Annotated in this window: 18 protein-coding genes and 1 pseudogene; 9 read left to right on the forward strand and 10 right to left on the reverse strand. The window is 71.8% G+C overall.

Annotated features, from left to right (window positions below):
- Positions 1-21: 21 nt before the first annotated feature.
- The 3 genes from ACFWBD_RS28160 to ACFWBD_RS28170 form a co-directional block, all read right to left on the reverse strand.
- The gene (locus ACFWBD_RS28160; protein ID WP_385672451.1) at positions 22-627 is read right to left on the reverse strand and encodes a hypothetical protein; all 606 of its coding nucleotides are present in this window, start codon (positions 625-627) and stop codon (positions 22-24) included.
- Positions 628-809: 182 nt separating this feature from the next.
- Positions 810-1,634 (reverse strand): MOSC domain-containing protein, encoded by an 825-nt coding sequence (locus ACFWBD_RS28165; protein ID WP_385672454.1) that lies wholly within the window; start codon positions 1,632-1,634, stop codon positions 810-812.
- 39 nt (positions 1,635-1,673) lie between these two features.
- Entirely contained in the window at positions 1,674-2,111 is a 438-nt protein-coding gene (locus ACFWBD_RS28170; protein WP_385672457.1) for a DUF6643 family protein, read from the reverse strand.
- A 298-nt stretch (positions 2,112-2,409) separates the two neighbouring features.
- Between ACFWBD_RS28170 and ACFWBD_RS28175 the strand changes: the two genes are divergently transcribed.
- Positions 2,410-3,717, forward strand: coding sequence for a TerD family protein (locus ACFWBD_RS28175; RefSeq protein WP_385672608.1), 1,308 nt, complete (start codon positions 2,410-2,412; stop codon positions 3,715-3,717).
- A gap of 49 nt (positions 3,718-3,766) precedes the next feature.
- On the opposite strand, the gene ACFWBD_RS28180 is transcribed toward ACFWBD_RS28175, so the two are convergent.
- The gene (locus ACFWBD_RS28180; protein WP_385672611.1) at positions 3,767-4,930 is read right to left on the reverse strand and encodes a glycosyltransferase; all 1,164 of its coding nucleotides are present in this window, start codon (positions 4,928-4,930) and stop codon (positions 3,767-3,769) included.
- A 69-nt stretch (positions 4,931-4,999) separates the two neighbouring features.
- Between ACFWBD_RS28180 and ACFWBD_RS28185 the strand changes: the two genes are divergently transcribed.
- Positions 5,000-5,785 (forward strand): glutamate racemase, encoded by a 786-nt coding sequence (locus ACFWBD_RS28185; RefSeq protein WP_385672461.1) that lies wholly within the window; start codon positions 5,000-5,002, stop codon positions 5,783-5,785.
- A gap of 104 nt (positions 5,786-5,889) precedes the next feature.
- Positions 5,890-6,465, forward strand: a complete 576-nt coding sequence (locus ACFWBD_RS28190; RefSeq protein ID WP_385672464.1) for a hypothetical protein — start codon at positions 5,890-5,892, stop codon at positions 6,463-6,465.
- A gap of 26 nt (positions 6,466-6,491) precedes the next feature.
- Here ACFWBD_RS28190 and ACFWBD_RS28195 read toward each other — a convergent pair whose 3' ends face one another.
- Complete coding sequence (locus ACFWBD_RS28195) at positions 6,492-7,574, reverse strand: O-antigen ligase family protein (protein WP_385672467.1); 1,083 nt, start codon at positions 7,572-7,574, stop codon at positions 6,492-6,494.
- Between the two features lie 218 nt (positions 7,575-7,792).
- Between ACFWBD_RS28195 and lnt the strand changes: the two genes are divergently transcribed.
- From lnt to ACFWBD_RS28215, 4 genes are all read left to right on the forward strand, one after another.
- Entirely contained in the window at positions 7,793-9,403 is a 1,611-nt protein-coding gene (lnt, locus tag ACFWBD_RS28200) for an apolipoprotein N-acyltransferase (RefSeq protein ID WP_385672470.1), read from the forward strand.
- A 26-nt stretch (positions 9,404-9,429) separates the two neighbouring features.
- Positions 9,430-9,909 (forward strand): NUDIX domain-containing protein, encoded by a 480-nt coding sequence (locus ACFWBD_RS28205; RefSeq protein WP_385672473.1) that lies wholly within the window; start codon positions 9,430-9,432, stop codon positions 9,907-9,909.
- A 54-nt stretch (positions 9,910-9,963) separates the two neighbouring features.
- On the forward strand, positions 9,964-10,767 hold the full coding sequence (locus ACFWBD_RS28210) for a 3-hydroxybutyrate dehydrogenase (protein WP_385672476.1): 804 nt from the start codon (positions 9,964-9,966) through the stop codon (positions 10,765-10,767).
- A gap of 85 nt (positions 10,768-10,852) precedes the next feature.
- Positions 10,853-12,781: a helix-turn-helix domain-containing protein gene (locus tag ACFWBD_RS28215; protein WP_385672479.1), complete on the forward strand. Its 1,929-nt coding sequence runs from the start codon at positions 10,853-10,855 to the stop codon at positions 12,779-12,781.
- Between the two features lie 64 nt (positions 12,782-12,845).
- Here the strand turns inward: ACFWBD_RS28215 and ACFWBD_RS28220 are convergent.
- Positions 12,846-14,142 (reverse strand): annotated as a pseudogene (locus tag ACFWBD_RS28220) (MFS transporter); the annotation flags it as partial.
- Positions 14,143-14,634: 492 nt separating this feature from the next.
- The gene (locus tag ACFWBD_RS28225) at positions 14,635-15,525 is read right to left on the reverse strand and encodes an alpha/beta fold hydrolase (RefSeq protein ID WP_385672482.1); all 891 of its coding nucleotides are present in this window, start codon (positions 15,523-15,525) and stop codon (positions 14,635-14,637) included.
- Between the two features lie 87 nt (positions 15,526-15,612).
- On the opposite strand from ACFWBD_RS28225, the gene ACFWBD_RS28230 reads away from it, so the two are divergent.
- Positions 15,613-16,089, forward strand: a complete 477-nt coding sequence (locus ACFWBD_RS28230) for a MarR family winged helix-turn-helix transcriptional regulator (RefSeq protein ID WP_033532175.1) — start codon at positions 15,613-15,615, stop codon at positions 16,087-16,089.
- 566 nt (positions 16,090-16,655) lie between these two features.
- On the opposite strand, the gene ACFWBD_RS28235 is transcribed toward ACFWBD_RS28230, so the two are convergent.
- The 3 genes from ACFWBD_RS28235 to ACFWBD_RS28245 form a co-directional block, all read right to left on the reverse strand.
- Positions 16,656-16,931, reverse strand: a complete 276-nt coding sequence (locus tag ACFWBD_RS28235; protein WP_385672486.1) for a hypothetical protein — start codon at positions 16,929-16,931, stop codon at positions 16,656-16,658.
- A gap of 240 nt (positions 16,932-17,171) precedes the next feature.
- Positions 17,172-17,699: a hypothetical protein gene (locus ACFWBD_RS28240; RefSeq protein ID WP_385672489.1), complete on the reverse strand. Its 528-nt coding sequence runs from the start codon at positions 17,697-17,699 to the stop codon at positions 17,172-17,174.
- Between the two features lie 93 nt (positions 17,700-17,792).
- Positions 17,793-17,960, reverse strand: coding sequence for a hydrophobic protein (locus ACFWBD_RS28245; RefSeq protein WP_385672492.1), 168 nt, complete (start codon positions 17,958-17,960; stop codon positions 17,793-17,795).
- A 756-nt stretch (positions 17,961-18,716) separates the two neighbouring features.
- On the opposite strand from ACFWBD_RS28245, the gene ACFWBD_RS28250 reads away from it, so the two are divergent.
- On the forward strand, positions 18,717-19,169 hold the full coding sequence (locus ACFWBD_RS28250; RefSeq protein ID WP_385672494.1) for an NUDIX hydrolase: 453 nt from the start codon (positions 18,717-18,719) through the stop codon (positions 19,167-19,169).
- Positions 19,170-19,643: the final 474 nt, after the last annotated feature.

The following is a 19,643-nucleotide window of genomic DNA, read 5'->3' on the forward strand; positions in this document are numbered from 1 at the left end:
TTGACCAGAGACGGAAGGCCGTCAACTGCCGGTGCCGGTGCGGCCCCAGTCCGGGCCCGCCCGGTCCCATGCCTGGTCCCAGCGGGCGTGGCGGCGACGGACCATGCGCCAGACGATCAGCCTCCGACCGCCCTCGACGGCGCCCGCGGTGAGCAGGGCCGCGCCGAAGCCGGCCAGCACGGCGTGCGTCGTCGCCGTGGCGGAGTCCAGCGGACGGGCCACCAGAGCACCGTGCCCGTCCGTCCATATCTCGAAGTGGTCGCCGCTGTGCGGGGTCTTGAGACCCGCCAGGACCATGCCGTGCTGTGCCGTGCCGTCCGGTGCCGTCCAGTCCGCGACGACCCGGGTGCGGGCCTCCCGGCCGGTGGCCGTCTCCGGGTCCACCTCCAGCGGCGAACCGTCGGCTTTCCGCACCACGGTGGCCGTGACCTCGTGGCGGGACTGCCGCTGCTCGTGGACCGACCGCTGGAGGACATCCTGCGTCACGGCGCCGGCGAGGGAACCCACCACGGGCGCGACGAGGAGGATCAGCAGCAAAGCCGACAAGGCCACCCACGCCTCGACCAGATCCGTCCTACGGCGCAGTGGGTTGTGTCGCCAGCGCCAGATTCCGCCGATCGCTCGCACCGCCCGCACCCCCTTCCCGCTCCGTGATAACCCCCGTTGGAGCCGTTCACGCGCGAGCCCGGGGAAAGAGAGAGCGAAATCACCAGAGCCCGGGACCTCTCATGAACTTCTCACCCCATCCCAACGCTTTGGAGCCGGGCGGGGGTTCCCACGGACCGCCCGGGTTCCGACCTGGGCCGGAACTATGCGATGACGCGCACAGGATCACCGACTCTGATCGTGCCGTGACCGAGAGGCACCAGGTTCTGTCCGAAGACCAGCTTGCCGCCGAGGCGTCGATGCCGGCCCAGGGTGTAGAGGGGTTCCTTGCCGCGTGTCCCGGTGCCCTGGTCGGTGGTGGTCACGACGCATCGGCCGCACGGCTTCGCGATCCGGAACTCGACCTCGCCGACGGCGAGCCGCGACCAGCCGTCCTCCGCCCACGGTTCGGTGCCCGCCAGGACCAGGTTCGGCCGGAAGCGGTTCATCGGCAGCGGCCCCTCCCCGGCGTGCTCGCCCCGGGCGAGCAGCGAGTTGAGGGCGTCGAGGGAAGCGGTCGTGGTGGCCAGCAGCGGATATCCGTCGGCGAAGGAGACGGTCTCGCCGGGCCGCGCGTACCCGGGGTCGACGGGCCGGCGGGTCGCGGGGTCGTCCATGTGCACCAGCCGCACGTCGGCGCCGAGGTGGGCGCTGCACCAGGCGTGCGCGGTGTCGTCGGCGAGGACCCCCTCCACCTTGTCACGGAAGATCTCCATCGACACCGTGCCCACCGGTTCGGGCACCGGCACGGTCAGCGGCTCCAGACCGGGCGCGGACAGTCGGACACCGCCGCCGGGCAGCAGCTCGGCGGCGGCGAGCGCGAGGCGCGGCTGCTGGCGTTGTGTGACGACCTTTCCCCCGTCGTCGATCAGCGCCCACCGTCGGTCTCCGGCCAGCCCCCAGGGCTCCACGACGGCCTCCCGCGGTGTCTGGCCCCGGAACGCCTTGACCGGATGTACGTGCAACGACAGCAGCTCCACATGCCCCATGGGGTCATCCTGCCAGGTGGCACCGACAACCCCCTGGGCTCAGTAACCCCGGTACTGCTGGTTGTACGGGTCCTGGTACTGGGGAGCGGCGGGCCGGGGAGCGGCCGGGCGCATGGCGTCGTAGCCCGTGCCGGGGCCCGCCGGACGCGGCTGCTGCTGCGCCTGGGGTCCGGGGTAGCCGCGCGGCGCGGGCTGCGGCGGGATGTACGCCGCCGGAGCCTGCTGCAACGGCGCGGGCTGCTGCGCCTGCGGGTAGCCGTAGGACTGCGAGCCGTAGGACTGCGAGGGGCCCGCCGGGAGAGCGGGCAGCGCCGACGGCAGCGCGGGCAGGTTGCTGCCGCCCATGTCGTACGCGGCGGGGACCCGGATCGGGGCGATCTGCGGGGTGCCCCGCTCGGCCACGAGTGAGTCGTAGATCGGAGTGTCCGGGAAGGAGGCGTAGTAGCCGCCGCCATAGGTGGAGCGGGGGGAGGTCATGGCACATAAGTTAAGCCCACGATGTGCTGGTTGGGGAGACCGATAAGAGGGTTGATTTCCGTGTCCGCAGTGACCTTGGACCCCCAATGTGAGCGAACTTGGGAAAAAAGGACGGCGGGAGTCCTTCCGATCGTGTAAAGGCCGAGTTCCGAGCGGGTTACCGCCGGTCGGTCAGGGCTGATCCTGCGCTCCCGATGGGAGTTCGCCGTCCCGCGGAATAGGTTGGCCGGAAAGACAACCCGAGGGTGCCGAGGCGCGCGGCCCGGTGCACTGACACGCGATGGGGGCGTACATGTCAATGTCGAAGGGGTCCAATGCTCCGGTGCCGACCACGGCGCTGCGGGTCGAACTGGGCTGGCGCTCGGGAACGGGTGTTCCGGACGCGGACGCGTCGGCACTGCTGCTGGTGGGCGGAAAGGTCCGTTCCGACGCGGACTTCGTCTTCTACAACCAGCCGGCCCACTCCTCCGGAGCCGTCCGCCACGAGGGCAAGCGCGAAGCGGGGGGCCGGGTGACCGACAGCCTTCTCGTCGACCTCGCGCGCGTGGAGCCCGCGATCGAGACCATCGTCCTGGCGGCCTCGTCGGACGGCGGCTCGTTCGGCCGGGTGCCGGACCTCTACATCGAGGTACGGGACGCGGCGCAGGGCACCGTCGTGGCGCGGTTCGACAGCGCCGGCGCGACGGTGGAGACGGCCTTCGTGCTGGGGGAGTTCTACCGCCGCCAGGGCGCCTGGAAGTTCCGGGCCGTCGGGCAGGGCTACGGCAGCGGTCTCGAAGGCCTGGCCACCGACTTCGGGATCGCCGTGGACGAGCCGCAGCAGGCGGCTGCCCCGGCCCCGTCGGCCCATCAGGCTCCGCCGCCTCCGCCGTCCCGGCAGCCGACCATGCCCGCCTTTCCGGCCACGGTGCCCCCGCCCGTCCACCAGGCCCCGCCGCCTCCGCCGCCGGCACCGCCCGTCGCACCCGTCCGGCTGACCAAGGTGACGCTGACCAAGGCCGCCCCGTCGGTGTCCCTGAGCAAGCAGGGCGGCACCTCGGGCACCCTGCGCGTGAACCTGAACTGGGAGGTGCGCAAGCAGTTCTCCGGGTGGGGCAGCAAGCGCGGCCGCGCGGTCGCCATGCACAACGACCTCGACCTCGACCTGTGCGCCCTGTTCGAGCTCGCCGACGGCCGCAAGGGCGTGGTCCAGGCCCTCGGCAACGCCTTCGGGGCCCTGCACCAACCGCCGTACATCCACCTCGACGGCGACGACCGTACCGGTGCCGTGACGAGCGGTGAGAACCTCACCGTGAACCTCGACCACAAGAACGACGTCCGGCGCATCCTCGTCTTCGTGACCATCTACGAGGGCGCCCGTTCCTTCGCCGACCTGCACGCCACGGTCACGCTGCAACCTCAGTTCGGCGCCGCGATCGACTTCTCCCTGGACGAGTGCACCGTCCCCTCGACCGTGTGCGCGCTCGCGCTGATCACCAACAACGGGGGCGACCTCGTCGTCCAGCGCGAGGCCCGCTACCTGGTGCCCGAGCGCGGGGTGAGCCCGCAGCGGACCGTCGACCACACCTATGGGTGGGGCATGAACTGGACGCCGGGCCGCAAATAGCGGCCCGTGCGGTCGGGGCCCCTGTACACAGGGTGCCCTGTACGACGGCTCAGCCCTCGTCGGCGACGGCGTCCGGACGGGCGTAGGTGCGGCCCTTCCAGGCCGCGCCGCGCCCCCGGTAGTGCTGGACCGCGGAGTCGACCGTCATCAGCAGATAGAGGAACGCGGTGAACGGCAGCAGGGGAGCGAGCAGCAGCGGCTGACGGTAATAGCGCAGTATCGGGACGTACGTCCCCGTCATCACCAGCCAGGCCAGACCGCCGAACACCGAGGTGGCCGTACTGCCGGCGGCGAGCCCGCCGAGCAGGGCGAGCGGAGGCACCAGATACACCAGCGCGAGGCCGAGCACCGTGCCGGTCAGCAGGAGCGGACTGTGCCGCAGCTGCGCGTAGGCGCTGCGCGAGACCATCCGCCACAGGTCGTGCAGCCTCGGGTACGGGCGCACGCTGTCCACACGGTCGGCCAAACCCAGCCAGATGTGGCCGCCCGCACCCTTCACGGCCCGCGCGAGCGCCACGTCGTCGATGACGGCATGCCGGATGGCGTCCGGGATCCGCGCCCGTTCGGCCGCGTCGGTGCGCAGCAGGACGCAACCGCCCGCCGCGGCCGCCGTCCGCGCCCCGCGCCGGCCGATCCGCCGGAAGGGGTAGAGCTGCGCGAAGAAGTAGACGAAGGCGGGCACCACCAGCCGCTCCCACCGGCTCTCCACCCGCAGCCGTGCCATCAGGGAGACGGCGTCGAACCCGCCGGTGCGCGCCGCCGCCACCAGCTCCCGCAGACTGTCGGGCCCGTGCGCGATGTCGGCGTCCGTAAGAAGGAGGTACTCGGGCTCACGCGCACGTGCCAGCCCGATGCCGTGACGCACCGCCCACAGCTTTCCGGTCCAGCCCGCGGGAGGTTCGCCCGGCGAGTCCACGGTCAGCGGGAGCCCGCCGTGCCTGCGGGCGAGCGCGCCCGCCAGTTCTCCCGTGCCGTCGGAGCTGCCGTCGTCGACGAGGAAGATCTCCGCCCGCCCCGGGTAGTCCTGCGCGAGCAGGGAGGGCAGGCTCGCGGACAGTACCGCCGCCTCGTCGCGCGCGGGGACGACGACGCAGACGGACGGCCACTCCCGCGGCTCCTCCCGGGCCGGCAGCCCGATGTCCGTGCGCCAGAAGAAGCCCTGACAGAGCAGCAGCCACAGCCAGGAGGCCAGACTCACGGCGGCGATCCACACGATGGCGCTCACGCGCGCAGTCTGCCCCACGCCACCGGGCCGCAAGAGCACATCGTCTATGGTGGCCGGGTGAAGATCGCGCTCATGGACTCCGGAATCGGCCTGCTGGCGGCGACCGTCGCGGTACGGCGCCTGCGACCCGACGCCGATCTCGTGCTCTCCCTCGACCCCGACGGCATGCCCTGGGGACCGCGCACTCCGCAGGATCTCACCGAGCGAGCCGTGGCCGTCGCCGCGGCCGCCGCCGCGCACCGGCCCGAGGCCCTCATCGTCGGCTGCAACACGGCGACCGTGCACGCCCTGCCCGCCCTGCGGTCCCTCCTGGAACCCGGCATCCCGGTGATCGGCACCGTCCCGGCGATCAAGCCGGCCGCGGCCGGCGGCGGCCCCGTCGCGATCTGGGCCACGCCCGCCACCACCGGCAGCCCCTACCAGCGCAACCTCATCCAGGACTTCGCCGGTGACGTCACGGTCGCCGAAGTGCCGTGCTGGGGACTGGCGGAGGCGGTCGAGCACGCGGACGAGCCGGCGATCGACGCCGCGGTCACCGCGGCCGCCGCCCTCACCCCGGAGGAAGTAACGACCGTCGTCCTGGGCTGTACCCATTACGAACTGGTCGCCGACCGCATCCGTGCCGCCCTGCAGCGCCCCGGGCGGCCGCCGCTCGTCCTGCACGGCTCGGCCGGCGCCGTGGCCGCGCAGGCGCTGCGCCGCATCGGCGCGCGCCCCGCACCCGAGGCGGCGGCGCTCGGCACCGTGACGGTTCTCCTCAGCGGCCGTCCGGGCAATCTCCCGGCGCCCGCCCTGGCCTACGCGGAAGGCCGACTGCTGGAGGCCGTCAGCCCCGCCCGGTGACCGACGGGCGGGACCGGCTCTTCGGGGCCGCTCGCCGCCCGGGCGGAGCAGTCACCCTGCGCAACGTGCTACCGGCGCAGCGAAACCTGAGTAACCTCATGAATATGAGGGACCACCCCCACGACGAGAGCCTCCCGCTTCCCGACGTCCCGCATGCCGATGCCCCGCATCCCGACGTCTGGACCGGGCGCGCCACCAACCGGTTCCAGTGGGTGCTGGCGCTCGTCGGCGCCGCCTGCATGGCGCTGGGCATCGAGCTCGCCGTCGAATCCGCGTGGACGTCCGGCACCGCTCCGCTCGCCATGTCCGTCGTCGGCTGTATCGCCGCCGGGCTGCTGGTTCTCTTCGGCACCCTCGCCTTCGTCCACGTCGACCTGAAGCTCGACAAGGAATCGCTCGAAGTGCGCTGCGGCCACATCGGGCTGCCGCGCCGTCGCATCCCGCTGGCCCATGTCGCCGCGGCCGACTTCGTACCGCTCGTCACCCCGCGCCACTGGGGCGGCTGGGGCTACCGCTGGCGGCCGGAGAAGGGTACGGCCGTCGTCGTCCGCCGTGGCGAGGGCGTGCTGCTGCGGCTCTGGGACGGTCACACGTTCACGATCACCGTGGACGACGCGGAGTCGGCGGTGCGCGCCATCAGGGACCGGCTGCGGCCGGGCACCCCGGGCGCCACGCCCTGAAGCCCGTACCGGGTACGCGCCCGGGGTCAGGCGGCCGGGCGGTCCCCCTGGTGCAGGTCCCGGTAGAGCTCCGGCCGGGCCTCGGGCACCGTGGGCTCCTCGGCGAGCGGTCGGGCCGTGGCCAGGCCGGCCAGCAGCCCCGCGCCGACCGACACCGTGGTGAAGCTCAGCGCGTTGCCGATCGCGGCGACGGCGGCCACGGCCGTGAGCGCGACACCCGCGGTCAGGACGACCGGAGTGGGGCGCGGCGCGCGCCACAGGGTGAACAGCACCCAGCAGAAGGCCGCGGCGAGCAACAGCACACCGACGACACCCTGCTCCGCCGCCAGTTGCAGCGGCGCCGAGTGCGGTTTGCCGTCGGACAGCGCCGACTGCGCCGCCGTACCGCTCAGCTCCCCGAAGCGCCCGGGACCCACGCCGAGGCCGGCCTCCCGGCGCGCCATGCCCAGGGCGTCGCGCCACAGATCGACCCGGTGCGGAGTCAGCCGGTCCGTCAGCGCGCCGGCGCGGCCACCGGACAGCGCGTTCCCGGCGAGCGCCCAGGTCAGGCCCGTCACCAGGGCGGCGGTCACCGCCAGGGCCGCGAGAGCCGGTCCCCGGTGGCGCGGCCGGCCGGCGGCCAGGGAGCACAGCAGCACAGCGCAAGACGTCACCACGGCCGTGGTCGAACCCAGGAGGGCCCCGGCGACCGTGATGCCTGCGGCGAGCAGCCACAGCCCGAGCCGTAGCACCGGCACGGCCGTCGCCCAGGCGGCGCAGCACGCGGCACCGGCCGACAGGGTCAGTACCGCGGCGGTGGCACCGGCGTGGCCCAGCGGCGCGACGATCTCGGGGCCCGGAGCGAGCCGGGGCCGGACCACCGACAGGGCGAGCCCGGCCAGCGCCCCGGCACAGGGCGCGGCGACCGGCAGCAGCACTCCGAGGATCCGCCCCGCCGCATAGCCCGCGGCCACCGCCAGCACCGCGAGCAGGACACCCTCGGGGCGTCCGCCGTGCACGGCGGCGGTGACCAGGGACCAGATGGCGCAGGCCCCGAGCACGACCACGCCCGCCGCGTCGGAAACGTTTCGTCTTTCCCCGTCCGCGTCCGCGTCGGCCGCAGACGTCATCCCCGTGGAACCCACCCGTCCCCCGAACCCGGTCGCCCCCGACCGTGACGGCCCTGAACCGTGACGGACCCCGGTCGCCCGCGCGCGACTGGGGCACTGGCACACCGTAACGGCTGATGTGCGGTTTGTGGATGAGTTGCGCCGGGTTGGGCGGTAAGCGGAGGCGGCCCCTCGGACTGCGCTGTCGGCCAAAAGGTCACGCGCCGTACACTCCCGGAGTGACCGTCACCGCAACTTCCGTGGGCCAGCCGGACCAGCTGGAGCCCCAGGCCGCGCGGCCTTCGCGCGGCGCGCGGCTCCTGCGCCTCGTCCCGGCCGCCGCAGCGGCGCTCTCCGGAGTGCTGCTCTACGTCAGTTTCCCGCCGCGCACCCTGTGGTGGCTGGCGCTGCCGGCCTTCGCCGTCCTCGGCTGGGTGCTGCGCGGGCGCAGCTGGAAGGCCGCGCTCGGTCTCGGCTACCTGTTCGGGCTGGGTTTCCTGCTGCCGCTCCTGGTGTGGACCGGCGTCGAGGTCGGTCCCGGGCCCTGGCTCGCCCTGGTGGTCATCGAGGCGGTCTTCGTCGCGCTGGTCGGCGTGGGCGTCGCGGCCGTGTCGAAGCTGCCGGCCTGGCCGCTGTGGGCGGCGGCGCTCTGGATCGCCGGCGAGGCGGCACGCGCGCGTGTGCCCTTCCGCGGCTTCCCCTGGGGCAAGATCGCCTTCGGTCAGGCGGACGGCGTCTTCCTGTCCCTCGCCGCGGTCGGCGGCACCCCCGTGCTCGGCTTCGCCGTCGTCCTGTGCGGCTTCGGCCTGTACGAGGTCGTGCGCCTCGTCCTGGAGCGGCGGCGTTCGGGTGAGGTCCGGCGGTCGGCGGCCGCCCTGGCCCTGCTCAGCGTGGCCCTCCCGGTCGTCGGCGCGGTGGCCGCCCGCTCGCTGGTCAGCGACAAGGCGGAGGACGGCACCGCGACGGTCGCCCTCATCCAGGGCAACGTCCCCCGGCTAGGCCTGGAGTTCAACGCCCAGCGCCGCGCCGTGCTCGACTACCACGCGCGTGAGACGGAGCGCCTGGCCGCCGAGGTCAAGGCGGGCAAGGTCGCCCAGCCCGACTTCGTGCTGTGGCCCGAGAACTCCTCCGACATCGACCCCTTCGCCTACGCCGACGCCGCCGCCGTCATCGACAAGGCGGCCAAGGCGATCAACGCCCCCATCTCGGTCGGTGGCGTGGTCGAGCGGGACGGCAAGCTCTACAACGAGCAGATCCTGTGGGACCCGGTCGAGGGACCCACCCAGACGTACGACAAGCGGCAGGTCCAGCCGTTCGGCGAGTACCTCCCGCTGCGCTCGTTCATCGGCGCCATCAACGAGAACTGGACCTCGATGGTCGGCCAGGACTTCAGCCGGGGCAGCAAGCCGGGCGTGTTCGACATGGACGGCACCGAGGTCGGCCTCGCCACCTGCTACGAGGCGGCCTTCGACTGGGCCGTGCGCGACACGGTCACCCACGGCGCCCAGCTGATCTCCGTGCCCAGCAACAACGCCACCTTCGACCGCAGCGAGATGACCTACCAGCAGCTGGCCATGTCGCGGGTCCGCGCCGTCGAGCACAGCCGTACCGTCACGGTGCCCGTGACCAGCGGCGTCAGCGCGATCATCATGCCGGACGGGAAGATCACCCAGAAGACCGGCATGTTCGTCGCGGACTCCCTGGTGCAGAAGGTGCCCCTGCGCTCCTCCGAGACGCCGGCGACGAAGCTCGGCATCCTGCCCGAGATCGCCCTGGTGCTCGTCGCCGTGGGCGGCCTGGGATGGGCGATCGGCGCCGGTGTGCGGGCCCGACGGAGCGCCACCGGCTGAACAGGCGGCCCGGATAGGGTCGCCGCATGCCTACTCCTGACTTCATCACCGAGATCCGGGCCACCGCGGGTCACCAACTGCTCTGGCTTCCCGGCGTCAGCGCCGTCGTCTTCGACGACGAGGGGCGGGTGCTGCTCGGCCAGCGCGCGGACAACCACCAGTGGTGCGTGATCTCCGGCATCCCGGACCCGGGCGAGCAGCCCGCGGACTGCGCGGTGCGTGAGGTGTACGAGGAGGCGGGCGTGCACTGCGTCCCCGAGCGTGTCGTCCTGATCCGCGCCGGGAGCCGGATGGAGTTCCCCAACGGCGACGAGTGTCAGTTCATGGACGTCACGTTCCGCTGCCGGGCCGTGGGCGGCGAGGCGCGGGTCAACGACGACGAGTCCGTCGAGGTCGGCTGGTTCGCGCTGGACGCGCTGCCGCCGATGCAGGACCGGCAGCTGTTCCGCATCAAGCAGGCGCTCACCGACGAACCCACATGGTTCGAGACCACGCCCTCCGCGTGAAGCATGGGCGGTGACCACATGGGGCGGGGGCCCGGCTCTGCCTAGGCTCGTCGCATGACTTCGCCCCAGGTCGCCGCACCCGGTTTCGCCATCCCCTCGCTCGACCTCGGCGGTCGCACCGCCCTCGTCACCGGCGCGGCCGGCGGCATCGGACGGGCCTGTGCGCTGCGGCTCGCGGCCACCGGGGCCAAGGTCCGCGCCGTCGACCGGGACGCGGCAGGCCTGGAGACGCTCGCCGGGAGCGCGGCCGGTCTGCCCGGTTCGGTCGAACCGTACGTACTGGACCTCACCGACCTGGACGCCGCCGAACTCGCCGCCGCCGGGACCGACGTCCTGGTCAACAACGCCGGGCTGCAACGGGTGGCCCCGCTGGAGGAGTTCCCGCCGGACGTCTTCCACACGGTGCTCACCGTGATGCTGGAGGCGCCGTTCCGGCTCATCCGCGGCGCCCTGCCCCACATGTACGGGCAGGGCTGGGGCCGTATCGTCAACGTGTCCTCCGTGCACGGACTGCGCGCCTCCGCCTACAAGTCGGCGTACGTCGCCGCCAAACACGGACTCGAGGGCCTCTCCAAGACCGCCGCCCTCGAAGGCGCGCCCCACGGTGTGACCTCCAACTGCGTCAATCCCGCCTATGTGCGCACCCCGCTCGTGCAGCGGCAGCTCGCCGACCAGGCGCGGACGCACGGCGTGCCCGAAGAACGGGTACTGGCCGACGTGCTGCTGCGGGACAGCGCCGTCAAACGGCTCATCGAACCGGAGGAGGTCGCCGAGGCCGTCGCATACCTCTGCGGCCCGCAGGCGTCCTTCATGACGGGCACCTCGCTGGTCCTCGACGGTGGCTGGACCGCGCACTGAGCGCACCGAGCACCCTGCCGTCCCGCCTCGGCGGAGTTGTCCACAGGGCTGACGGGGCGGCCCGGCGATGAGGAATCCTGTGAGCATGTCCCGCGATCACCTGAAGGGCGCCATGGCAGCCCCCGGTCCCAGGTACGAGGCCGACGCGCCGTTCCTCGAGCTGCTCGCCCGGGGCGCGGCCGCCGAGGCGTACGACCGGCCCGTGCTGCTCGCCCGCGCCGAGGGAGCGTCCGGCGAGCGGATCGCGGCACTCGAACACGCCAAGCTGCTCGCCCTGCGGGTCCGCTCCGAACTGGAGGGCCGACGCCGACGGGAGGCCGAGCTGTCCGCCCTCTTCGAGACGGCGCACGACCTCGCGGGCCCGCGCGACGTGGACGCCGTACTCCAGGCGATCGTGCAACGGGCCCGCTCGCTGCTCGGCACCGACATCGCCTACCTCAGCCTGCACGACCCGGCCAGGGGCGACACGTACATGCGGGTCACCGAGGGGTCGGTCGCCGCCCGCTTCCAGCAGCTGCGGCTCGGAATGGGGGAGGGGCTCGGCGGCCTGGTCGCCCAGACGGCCCGCCCCTACGTCACCGACGACTACTTCCGCGACGACCGTTTCCGGCACACGACGACCATCGACGCGGGCGTACGCGACGAGGGACTGGTCGCGATCCTCGGGGTGCCGCTGACGCTGGGACCCCATGTCATCGGGGTGCTGTTCGCCGCGGACCGACGCGCCCGGGTCTTCGAACGGGAGCAGATCGCCCTGCTGGGGTCCTTCGCCGCGCTCGCCGCGGCCGCCATCGACACCGCCAACCTGCTCACCGAGACGCGCTCGGCCCTGGCCGGTCTGGAGCGCGCCAACGAGATCATCCAGGACCGCAGCGCGGTCATCGAGCGCGCCTCCGACGTGCACGACCGGCTGGCCGAACTGGTCCTGCGCGGCGGCGGGGTCCACGACGTGGCCGCCGCGGTCTCCCAAGTGCTCGACGGCACCGTGGAGTTCCTGGAGACCGCACCGGCCGCCGCGGTGGAGGCCTCCCGCACGGAGGGTCACGCCGTACGCCATCAGCAGGACTGGATCGCGGCGGTCTCGGCAGGCGGGGAACTGCTCGGCGCCCTGGTGCTCCGCGGCCACCCGGGCCTCGACCCCGTCGACCAGCGCACCCTGGAGCGGGCCGCGATGGTCACCTCCCTGCTGCTGCTGGCCAGACGGTCCGCCGCCGAGGCCGAACAGCGCGTGCGCGGCGAACTCCTCGACGACCTGATCGAGGCCCGCGACCGTGACCCGCGCCTGCTGCGGGAGCGCGCCGCCCGACTGCACGCCGACCTCGACGCGACCCACGTGGTGCTCGCGGCCCGCCTCGACGCCGCCGCACCCGACGCCGACCAGGAGGCGGCCGCGCGCCGTCGCCTGTGGTCCGCCGCCTCCCACCTCGCCGCCACCCGGCACGGCCTGGCCGCCGCCCGCGACGGCGGCACCGTCCTGCTGTTGCCGCTCGAACCCGGGGACACCGCGACGGAGTTGGCCCGCAGTACCGCGCTGCACCTGGGCACCGCCGTCCACGAAGCGGTCACCGTCGGCGCGTCCGCACCGGTGCGGGGCCTCGCCGCCGATCCGGACACGGTGGTCGCCGCGTACGCGGAGGGCCGCCGCTGTCTCGACGCCCTGCGGCTGCTGGGCCGTTCCGGCGAAGGGGCGGCCGCCGAGGACTTCGGCTTCCTGGGACTGCTCCTCGCCGGCGACCGGGACGTGGCGGGCTTCGTGGACCGCGCCATCGGCCGCGTCGTCGCCTACGACGAACGACGCGGCACCGACCTGCTGCGCACCCTGGACGCGTACTTCGCCTCGGGCGCGAGCCCGGCCCGCACCAAGGACGAACTCCACGTCCACGTCAACACGGTGGCCCAGCGACTCGAACGCGTCGGCCGCCTCCTGGGCGACGACTGGCAGAGTCCGGCCCGCGCACTGGAGATCCAACTGGCACTGATACTGCACCGGTTGGCGACTCCGGCACCGCACTGACCGACCTCCGTACACGCGCGGACGGCGTACGGAGGCGGCTGTGCGGCGGGCGCGAGGCCAGGGATCAGACGGTGCGCGCGGCCGTGGCCTCGGTCTGCGGGTGCTCCGCGCCCACGCCGGGGTGGGCGCCGGCCAGGTCACCGTCGCTCAGGTCACGGTGGCGGGTCTCCTCGGCGACCCCCACGGCGACGACCGTCAACAGGGCCGCGGCGATCACGTAGAGGGCGATCGGGGTGGAGCTGCCGTATTCGGCCAGCAACGCGGTGGCGATCAGCGGCGCCGGCGCACCCGCCGCGACCGAGGCGAACTGGGCGCCGATGGACGCGCCGGAGTAGCGCATCCGGGTCGCGAACATCTCGGAGAAGAAGGCGGCCTGGGGCGCGTACATCGCCCCGTGCAGCACCAGACCCACCGTCACGGCGAGCACGAGGCTGCCGAAGGTGCCGGTGTCGACGAGCGAGAAGAACGGGAACATCCAGAGCCCGATCCCGACCGCGCCCAGCAGGTACACCGGGCGTCGCCCGACCCGGTCGGACAGCGCACCCCAGGCCGGGATCACCGCGAAGTGCACGGCGGAGGCGATGAGTACGGCGTTGAGCGCGGTCTGTTTGGAGACGCCGGCCGAGGTGGTCGCGTACACGAGGATGAACGCGGTGATGACGTAGTACGAGATGTTCTCCGCCATCCGCGCGCCCATCGCGACGAGCACGTCACGCCAGTGGTGCCGCAGCACCGACACCAGCGGCAGCGGCTCGGTCTCCGCCTCCGCCGACCGCACCGCCTTGCGGGCCTCGGCCTGCGCCAACGCCTGCTGGAACACCGGGGATTCATCGACGGACAGACGTATCCACAGACCGACGACCACCAGCCAGGAAGGGGATCCGCCGGCCCCAGGAGGCGAAGGCGGCGTCCGAGAGCACGGCCGTGAGCAGGGACAGCACACCGGTCGCGAGCAACTGCCCCGCGGGCGCGCCCGTCTGCGGCCACGAGGCCCAGAAGCCGCGTCGTCGCGCGTCCCCGTGCTCGGACACCAGCAGAACGGCTCCGCCCCACTCACCGCCGAGGGCGAAGCCCTGGACCAGCCGCAGCACGGTCAACAGGACGGGGGCGGCGCTCCCGACGGTCGCATGCGTCGGCAGCAGCCCGATCGCGAAGGTCGCCCCGCCCATCAGCAGCAGACTCAGCACCAGCACCTTCTTGCGCCCGAGTCGGTCCCCGTAGTGCCCGAAGACCAGCGCGCCGAGCGGCCGCGCGGCGAAACCGACGGCGTAGGTCAGGAACGACAGGAGCGTGCCGACGAGCGGGTCGGAGCCCGGAAAGAACAGCTTGTTGAAGACGAGGGCGGCGGCCGAGCCGTACAGGCTGTCGTGATTGAGCAGGCCACGCGAGAGTTCCCCGACTTCGACGACGCCATCATGGAGCTCTGCCGCTGAACCCGATCGCCTGAGACCAGAGGCGAATCAGACCAGGTCACTTGAGACGGAGGCCAGATCCTTCGAGATGGGTCACCTGCGCCGATCACAGAGCGACTCATGGGGGAGTTTTGAGCAGGTAGTTCTGGCCCCACTCGGGCAACGTGATCTGGCCCCAGGGCGGGGTGGGTCGGGGACGGTTGTTCCAGGTTCTTTCGGCCCCACCTGGCCGTCGGACCGTCCGTAGCTTTCAGCGAAAAATCAACGCTAGGCAGTTGATCTGGACGGCGTGGGCCGCCTGGGTACGGAGAAGGTGTCGGCGCGGGAGTTGCCCACCTCGGCAGCACGAATCCGGGAGGCAACGGCGCTGCCCCGGCTCGAGGCCGCGTCAGCGGCAGGCCGGAGAGGGCACGGAGGGTGGCGGTGCAGGGACTCGGCCGTTCAGCGGCTCCGGTCGACGCGGTCGACGAAGTCGCCGACCGCGGTGGCGAAGGCGGCGGGCGCCTCCTGCGCGACGAAATGCCCGACGTCCGGGATCGTGACCGCGGTGACGTCGCCGGCGACCTGGCGCATCGTCCGCTCGGTGAAGGGGGCGTTGATGCCGTCGACGGCGAGCACGGGAACGGTCAGCGGCCGCGACTCGGCCAGTGCCCGCATCCGGTCGCCGCCGGTCAGGGAGGAACGGTAGAGCCCCTCGGTGCCGCGCCAGCCGCCCGGCCGCGCGTAGGTGCGGGCGAACTCGTCGAGGTCAGCCTCGGTGACCCCGCCCGGCACCATCGTCATCACCGAGACGGCCCAGTCGAGCATCACTCGCTCGCGGCCGGCCAGGAACAGCTCCGGAATTCCCGGGGCGGCCAGGAATCCCACGTGCCAGGAGCCGCCGTTCCTCACGTCGGCCAGCATCTCCCAGCCGTACCCCGGAAGGGTGGTCTCGACGCCGGTGAAGCTGAGGACGTCGCCGGGGTGCGTGGCCGCGAACGCGAAGACCGGCCCGCCGCTGATGTCCTGGCAGGTCACGTGCACGGGCCCGACGCCGAGGTGGGCGACCAGCCGGTGCAGGTCCTCCGTCATGGTGGCCAAGTCGTGGTCGCCGTCGGCGATGCCGGAGTCGCCGAAGCCGCGCAGGTCGACGGCGAACACCCGGTGGGTGGCGGCGAGCAGCGGGATGACGTCGCGGAAGGCCCACCAGGACTCCGGCCACCCGTGCACCAGCAGGATCGGGGAGCCGGTGTCGCCCGCCGAGACGTAGTGCAACGTGGTGCCGTTGACCTCGGCGGTGTGGTGCGTGACGCCCGCCACGGAGGGCGAGGCGGTCACGAAAGAGCTGGTCATGCGATGACTCCCAAGATAGACAACCAGGTTGACCCCAGTGTTGGTCAACTTGGTTGTCTATGTCAAGGGGGGATCTAGACTGTGGTCATGTCCTCACGATCCGGCGCCGATCTCGCCCTGCTGCTCCTGGGCAGCTATCGCAATCTGGTGGACGAAGTGGTCCGGGAGCTGGCGACCCGGGGATACCCCGACGCCCGGCCGTCGCACGAGTACGCGATCCGGGCCATCCGAGCCGGCGCCGACAGCGCCTCGGACTTGGCCCGCAGACTCGCCATCACCAAGCAGGCCGCAGCGAAGACGATCGCCGCGCTCGTCGAACGCGGGTACGTCACCACCGAGACCGACCCCGCCGACATCCGCCGCAAGAACATCCGGATCACCGATCACGGGATCGGGCTGATCACCGAGAGCACGGCGATCTTCGACGAGGTGCGGGCCCGCTGGGAAGTGCGTCTGGGCGCCGCCGAACTCGCCGAGCTGGAAACGCAGCTCGCCCAATTCGTTGGCGACTCGCCCATCAACCTCGACGCTCCGGGCTGGGCGGCGGGACAGGAACTGCGCTAGCGGTCAGCCGACGGCTTCGGACGTACTTCTCGCGCCAGTGCTTGCAGGGGCTGCAGCGGAACCCTCGCCAGCCACCGGGGATCCACGCATGGCAGTCCCGGCACTGGCGCGGCGTGAGCGGCGGCCGGGGTGCCGGTACGGTGATGTAAGGCGTGCTGGGCTGATCGGCCGGGTAGAACCGCAGAGGCTCCGACGCCTCGGCCAGCAGCCCAGCGCGCAGGAGGATCACACGGACCGCGTCCCCTCTGCCCGGCAGCTCCCGCAGGAACGCTTCGGGTACCAGGTCGGTGCCCTCGGCCTCACTGACTGCCAAGGCGAGACGCACCATCTCGGCGCCCCTGTAGTACCACCCTCGGTTGAAACGATGCTCGCTCGCCATTGCGACGAGCGCCTCTCGGGCCCGACCCCAGCCGGATACCGGTCGGTCGGCGATCGCCCGGACCGTCGTCGCAGTTAGCGTCCTGGGCAGGGGGTGCGTTGCATGGCGTACCTCTCGACTGGCTGAATGGGTCCGGTCCGGCGGAAGCGGCCCCGCAACCCTCCTGGTTGCCGGGCCACTTCACGGGTCACCTGCGGCGTTCGCGATCCCGACGGTCCTCGCGCCCCCAACGCGCCCGGTTCCGGCGGCTGTAGCGGCGGTCCCAGCGTTCCTGACGATCCCGCCGCTCCTCGTAGTCCCGGTACTCCACCGGCCCGTTGCCGCCGCCCCCCAGGCCGCCGCCACGATCGCGGCCGTGGCGGACAGCGGCGAAGACGAGCAACGCGGCGGCCAGCCACCAGAACGGGTGAAGGAAACCGAGGCCGAACAGGGGCACGATCAGGATGAGAAGCAGAACGAACACAGTGGGCCTCCCCGGGAGCTGGACACAGCGTCGATACCGGGGTCTGGGGTTTCACTCAACAGCATAGTCCTGACCGCAGGTTGCAGATACCGTGCGAGGTCAGCGCGCCCTGCGTCGCACAGACGGCTGCTTCCCGCATTCCGATACTTCCGTCGGTGGCCTCGACCCCGAATCCGGTCAGGTCGACTCCCGGCTGGTACGAGGCGTTCTGCCGGTATCCCCACCTGTTCTCTTCCACGGTCATTCCCTTCCAGCGAGGCCCGTGACGTCCCTGGTGTCCTGAATCGCCGTCTCGATCCTCAGGTCGAACGTGAGGTCGGTGAAGTCAGCCGGCCCGACGCCGTCACTGCATGCGAACCGGTACATCCCGTCGTCTGCGGCCTGTACGACCAGGCCGGCATTCTCGGTCCAGGCCAGCGTGTCGCCGGTCGTGCCGCGCCAGCAGTTCCACACCCGCAGCGCAGCCGACGAGTTGGGAAACCGCAGGAATTGGATCCCCACCGCGGCCGGGGCCGCGTCGGCCCACAGACACGCAGTCGGGGTGCGGAGGCCGTTGATCGTCAGTTCTCCCTCCGGCATCGCAAGGCAGACTCCCTGTACAGGGCTGTCGGTGAAGGACGTGAAGGACAGAGTCGCCCGCTTGGACGGCCACTCCAGGGGAACGTCGTAGGCGAGATGGACCGTCTTCCCGCCGATCTCCAGTGGCTTGCCCTTCGACTTCTCAAACGCGCTCTGTAATGTCTTGGTGCGTAGGTGTCCACGCGCCATCTCCTGCCTCCTTGGCCTCACAGCTCGGTTATGGCCTGCAGCGCGGCTTCTTCGGCATGGCGGGGCTGTCGGCCCCGCTTCGCCCGGTCCGCTTCAGCGATGACTCCTACCGGTGCTTCGTCCGCTCAACCGTCCCCGCATCAGGAAACCGATCACCCAGAGGATCAACAGGGCCACCGCGACGTACCAGAGGATGTGAAGGGTGAAGCCGAGCCCGAAAACGACCAGGACCAGCACGAAAAGCACGATCCACAAGAGCACGGGCGAACCTCCGGTTCGCATTGGTCTCTGCGATCCGCGGGGTCCCGGCGAACTGAGAGTGGTGGGCCGGTCCGGAAAGCCCGGGACCGTTGCCATACACCGTGCCCGTCAGTCAACGCCCGCTGGCCCCGCCTGTCAACGCGTCGGCGAATCAGGCGGGTTGTGGCCCAGAAGCGACGTCGGGTGCTGTGCGCGAGTGCCCACGGCTCGAGGCCTCGTCAGACACCGTATTCGTCTTCGGTACGACCGGCAGCCGCTCCTGACGGAGGGGTGTCGGCGGTCGGCGGTGAGGGGCTGGAGGCGGTCGCCGTGGGTGTGGTGGGAGAGGCGGGCGGGTTCGACGCCGACGGTGTCTGCGAGGCGGTGTGGATCGAAGAGAGGGCCTGCTCGACGTGGTGCACCGGCTGTGACGGAGGCGATGCGTCGAGCGGGTCGCCTTGTGGGGGCAGTGGTTCGTGAGCATCAGATGGCGAGCGTGAAGTTGTCAGGTGTGAGGGCGCACGAGGGTGTGTGGCGAGGAGCGGGAGCACGCTGTCGTCGATCCGGGAGACTGCCGGCGCCTGTTGCCCTGCCAGGGACACTCGGTGCGGAAGGTCAGCAGGGTGATGGTGTCGACGCGCGACCCGGCCGTATCGCGGCCGGCCCTCCTGGGCACCGTGCGAGCGGCCCTGGCCGACCAAGGCCCCCAGGGGCCGGGGTAGTGTCCGCTGCGGTGTAGCGATCGCGGCCATTTCCCCGCATTCTCCCGGAGGCTCCGTGAGGCGACTTCTTGTCTGTGTGTGGCGTGCTTTGCGTCCGGTGCAGAGCCGGTTGATGTGGCTGCTGAACGCGAAATTCGTGGTGGGCGTGACCGGTGTCGTGCGTGACGAGCAGGGGCGGGTCTTGCTGCTCCGACATCGGATGTGGCCCCCGGGGCGGCAGTGGGGACTGCCGAGCGGCTTCGCACGCAAAGGTGAGGACTTTCGGCGGACCGTGGTGCGGGAGATCAAAGAGGAAACCAACCTGGACGTGGAAGCGGGTCGCCTGGTGCTGCTGAACAGCGGGTACCGTACCCGCCTGGAAGTCGCCTTTGAAGCGCGCCTGCTCGGCGGTGAGTTGCGTATCGACCCACGGGAGATCCTGGAGGCTCGCTGGGTTCATCCGGACGACCTTCCTGAGGGCACCCAGCCGGTGTGTCACCCACTCGTGCGGGGTGCGACCGCGCCCTGATGGAGGGCGCCCGGCCGGCCAGAAGCGGTGCCGGCGTTCTGAGTTGGTCAGGGACCGTAGAAACGCTCAGCTGGTTCGGTTGCCCTGCCCGGCGATGGTCGCCCTCCGTGCTGCCCGCTTTTCTCGACGGGATGCCCAAGGGGTGTCCGATGCGGTGAGGCGGACCCGTCATCGGCCGGGTGGCCTTTGCGCGGACCGGTACGGCGGGCGCCGACACCAGCCCGCCGGTGGTGCGCGCCAGGACCGGGTGAGCAACCTGGCTGACGGTGGGGCAGGCGCGATCCGGGGAACCGGTCCGAGGGCCCCTGTTCCGGCGGTGTGTGCCGTATCACGCCCTTTGAGGGCCGCCCAAGTTGTCTTGGTCACAGCGTAAATGTCCCTTTAGCCTCCATGCTCGGTCGGGACAGCGGCTCCCGGAGCGGAGCCCGTCGGCATGGGCGCGAAGTTCCTAAGTGGCCCATGACGCAGCCCTCG

It is taken from the genome of Streptomyces sp. NPDC060002, from assembly GCF_042737245.1.
Classification (GTDB): Bacteria; Actinomycetota; Actinomycetes; order Streptomycetales; family Streptomycetaceae; genus Streptomyces.

Bases quoted from the DNA above. Each gene is read 5' to 3' on its own strand.
- ACFWBD_RS28165 (WP_385672454.1), bottom strand. From the start codon at position 1,634: ATGGGGCATGTGGAGCTGCTGTCGTTGCACGTACATCCGGTCAAGGCG.
- ACFWBD_RS28170 (WP_385672457.1), bottom strand. From the start codon at position 2,111: ATGACCTCCCCCCGCTCCACCTATGGCGGCGGCTACTACGCCTCCTTC.
- ACFWBD_RS28175 (WP_385672608.1), top strand. From the start codon at position 2,410: ATGTCGAAGGGGTCCAATGCTCCGGTGCCGACCACGGCGCTGCGGGTC.
- ACFWBD_RS28190 (WP_385672464.1), top strand. From the start codon at position 5,890: ATGAGGGACCACCCCCACGACGAGAGCCTCCCGCTTCCCGACGTCCCG.
- ACFWBD_RS28195 (WP_385672467.1), bottom strand. From the start codon at position 7,574: ATGACGTCTGCGGCCGACGCGGACGCGGACGGGGAAAGACGAAACGTT.
- ACFWBD_RS28205 (WP_385672473.1), top strand. From the start codon at position 9,430: ATGCCTACTCCTGACTTCATCACCGAGATCCGGGCCACCGCGGGTCAC.
- ACFWBD_RS28210 (WP_385672476.1), top strand. From the start codon at position 9,964: ATGACTTCGCCCCAGGTCGCCGCACCCGGTTTCGCCATCCCCTCGCTC.
- ACFWBD_RS28215 (WP_385672479.1), top strand. From the start codon at position 10,853: ATGTCCCGCGATCACCTGAAGGGCGCCATGGCAGCCCCCGGTCCCAGG.
- ACFWBD_RS28225 (WP_385672482.1), bottom strand. From the start codon at position 15,525: ATGACCAGCTCTTTCGTGACCGCCTCGCCCTCCGTGGCGGGCGTCACG.
- ACFWBD_RS28230 (WP_033532175.1), top strand. From the start codon at position 15,613: ATGTCCTCACGATCCGGCGCCGATCTCGCCCTGCTGCTCCTGGGCAGC.
- ACFWBD_RS28240 (WP_385672489.1), bottom strand. From the start codon at position 17,699: ATGGCGCGTGGACACCTACGCACCAAGACATTACAGAGCGCGTTTGAG.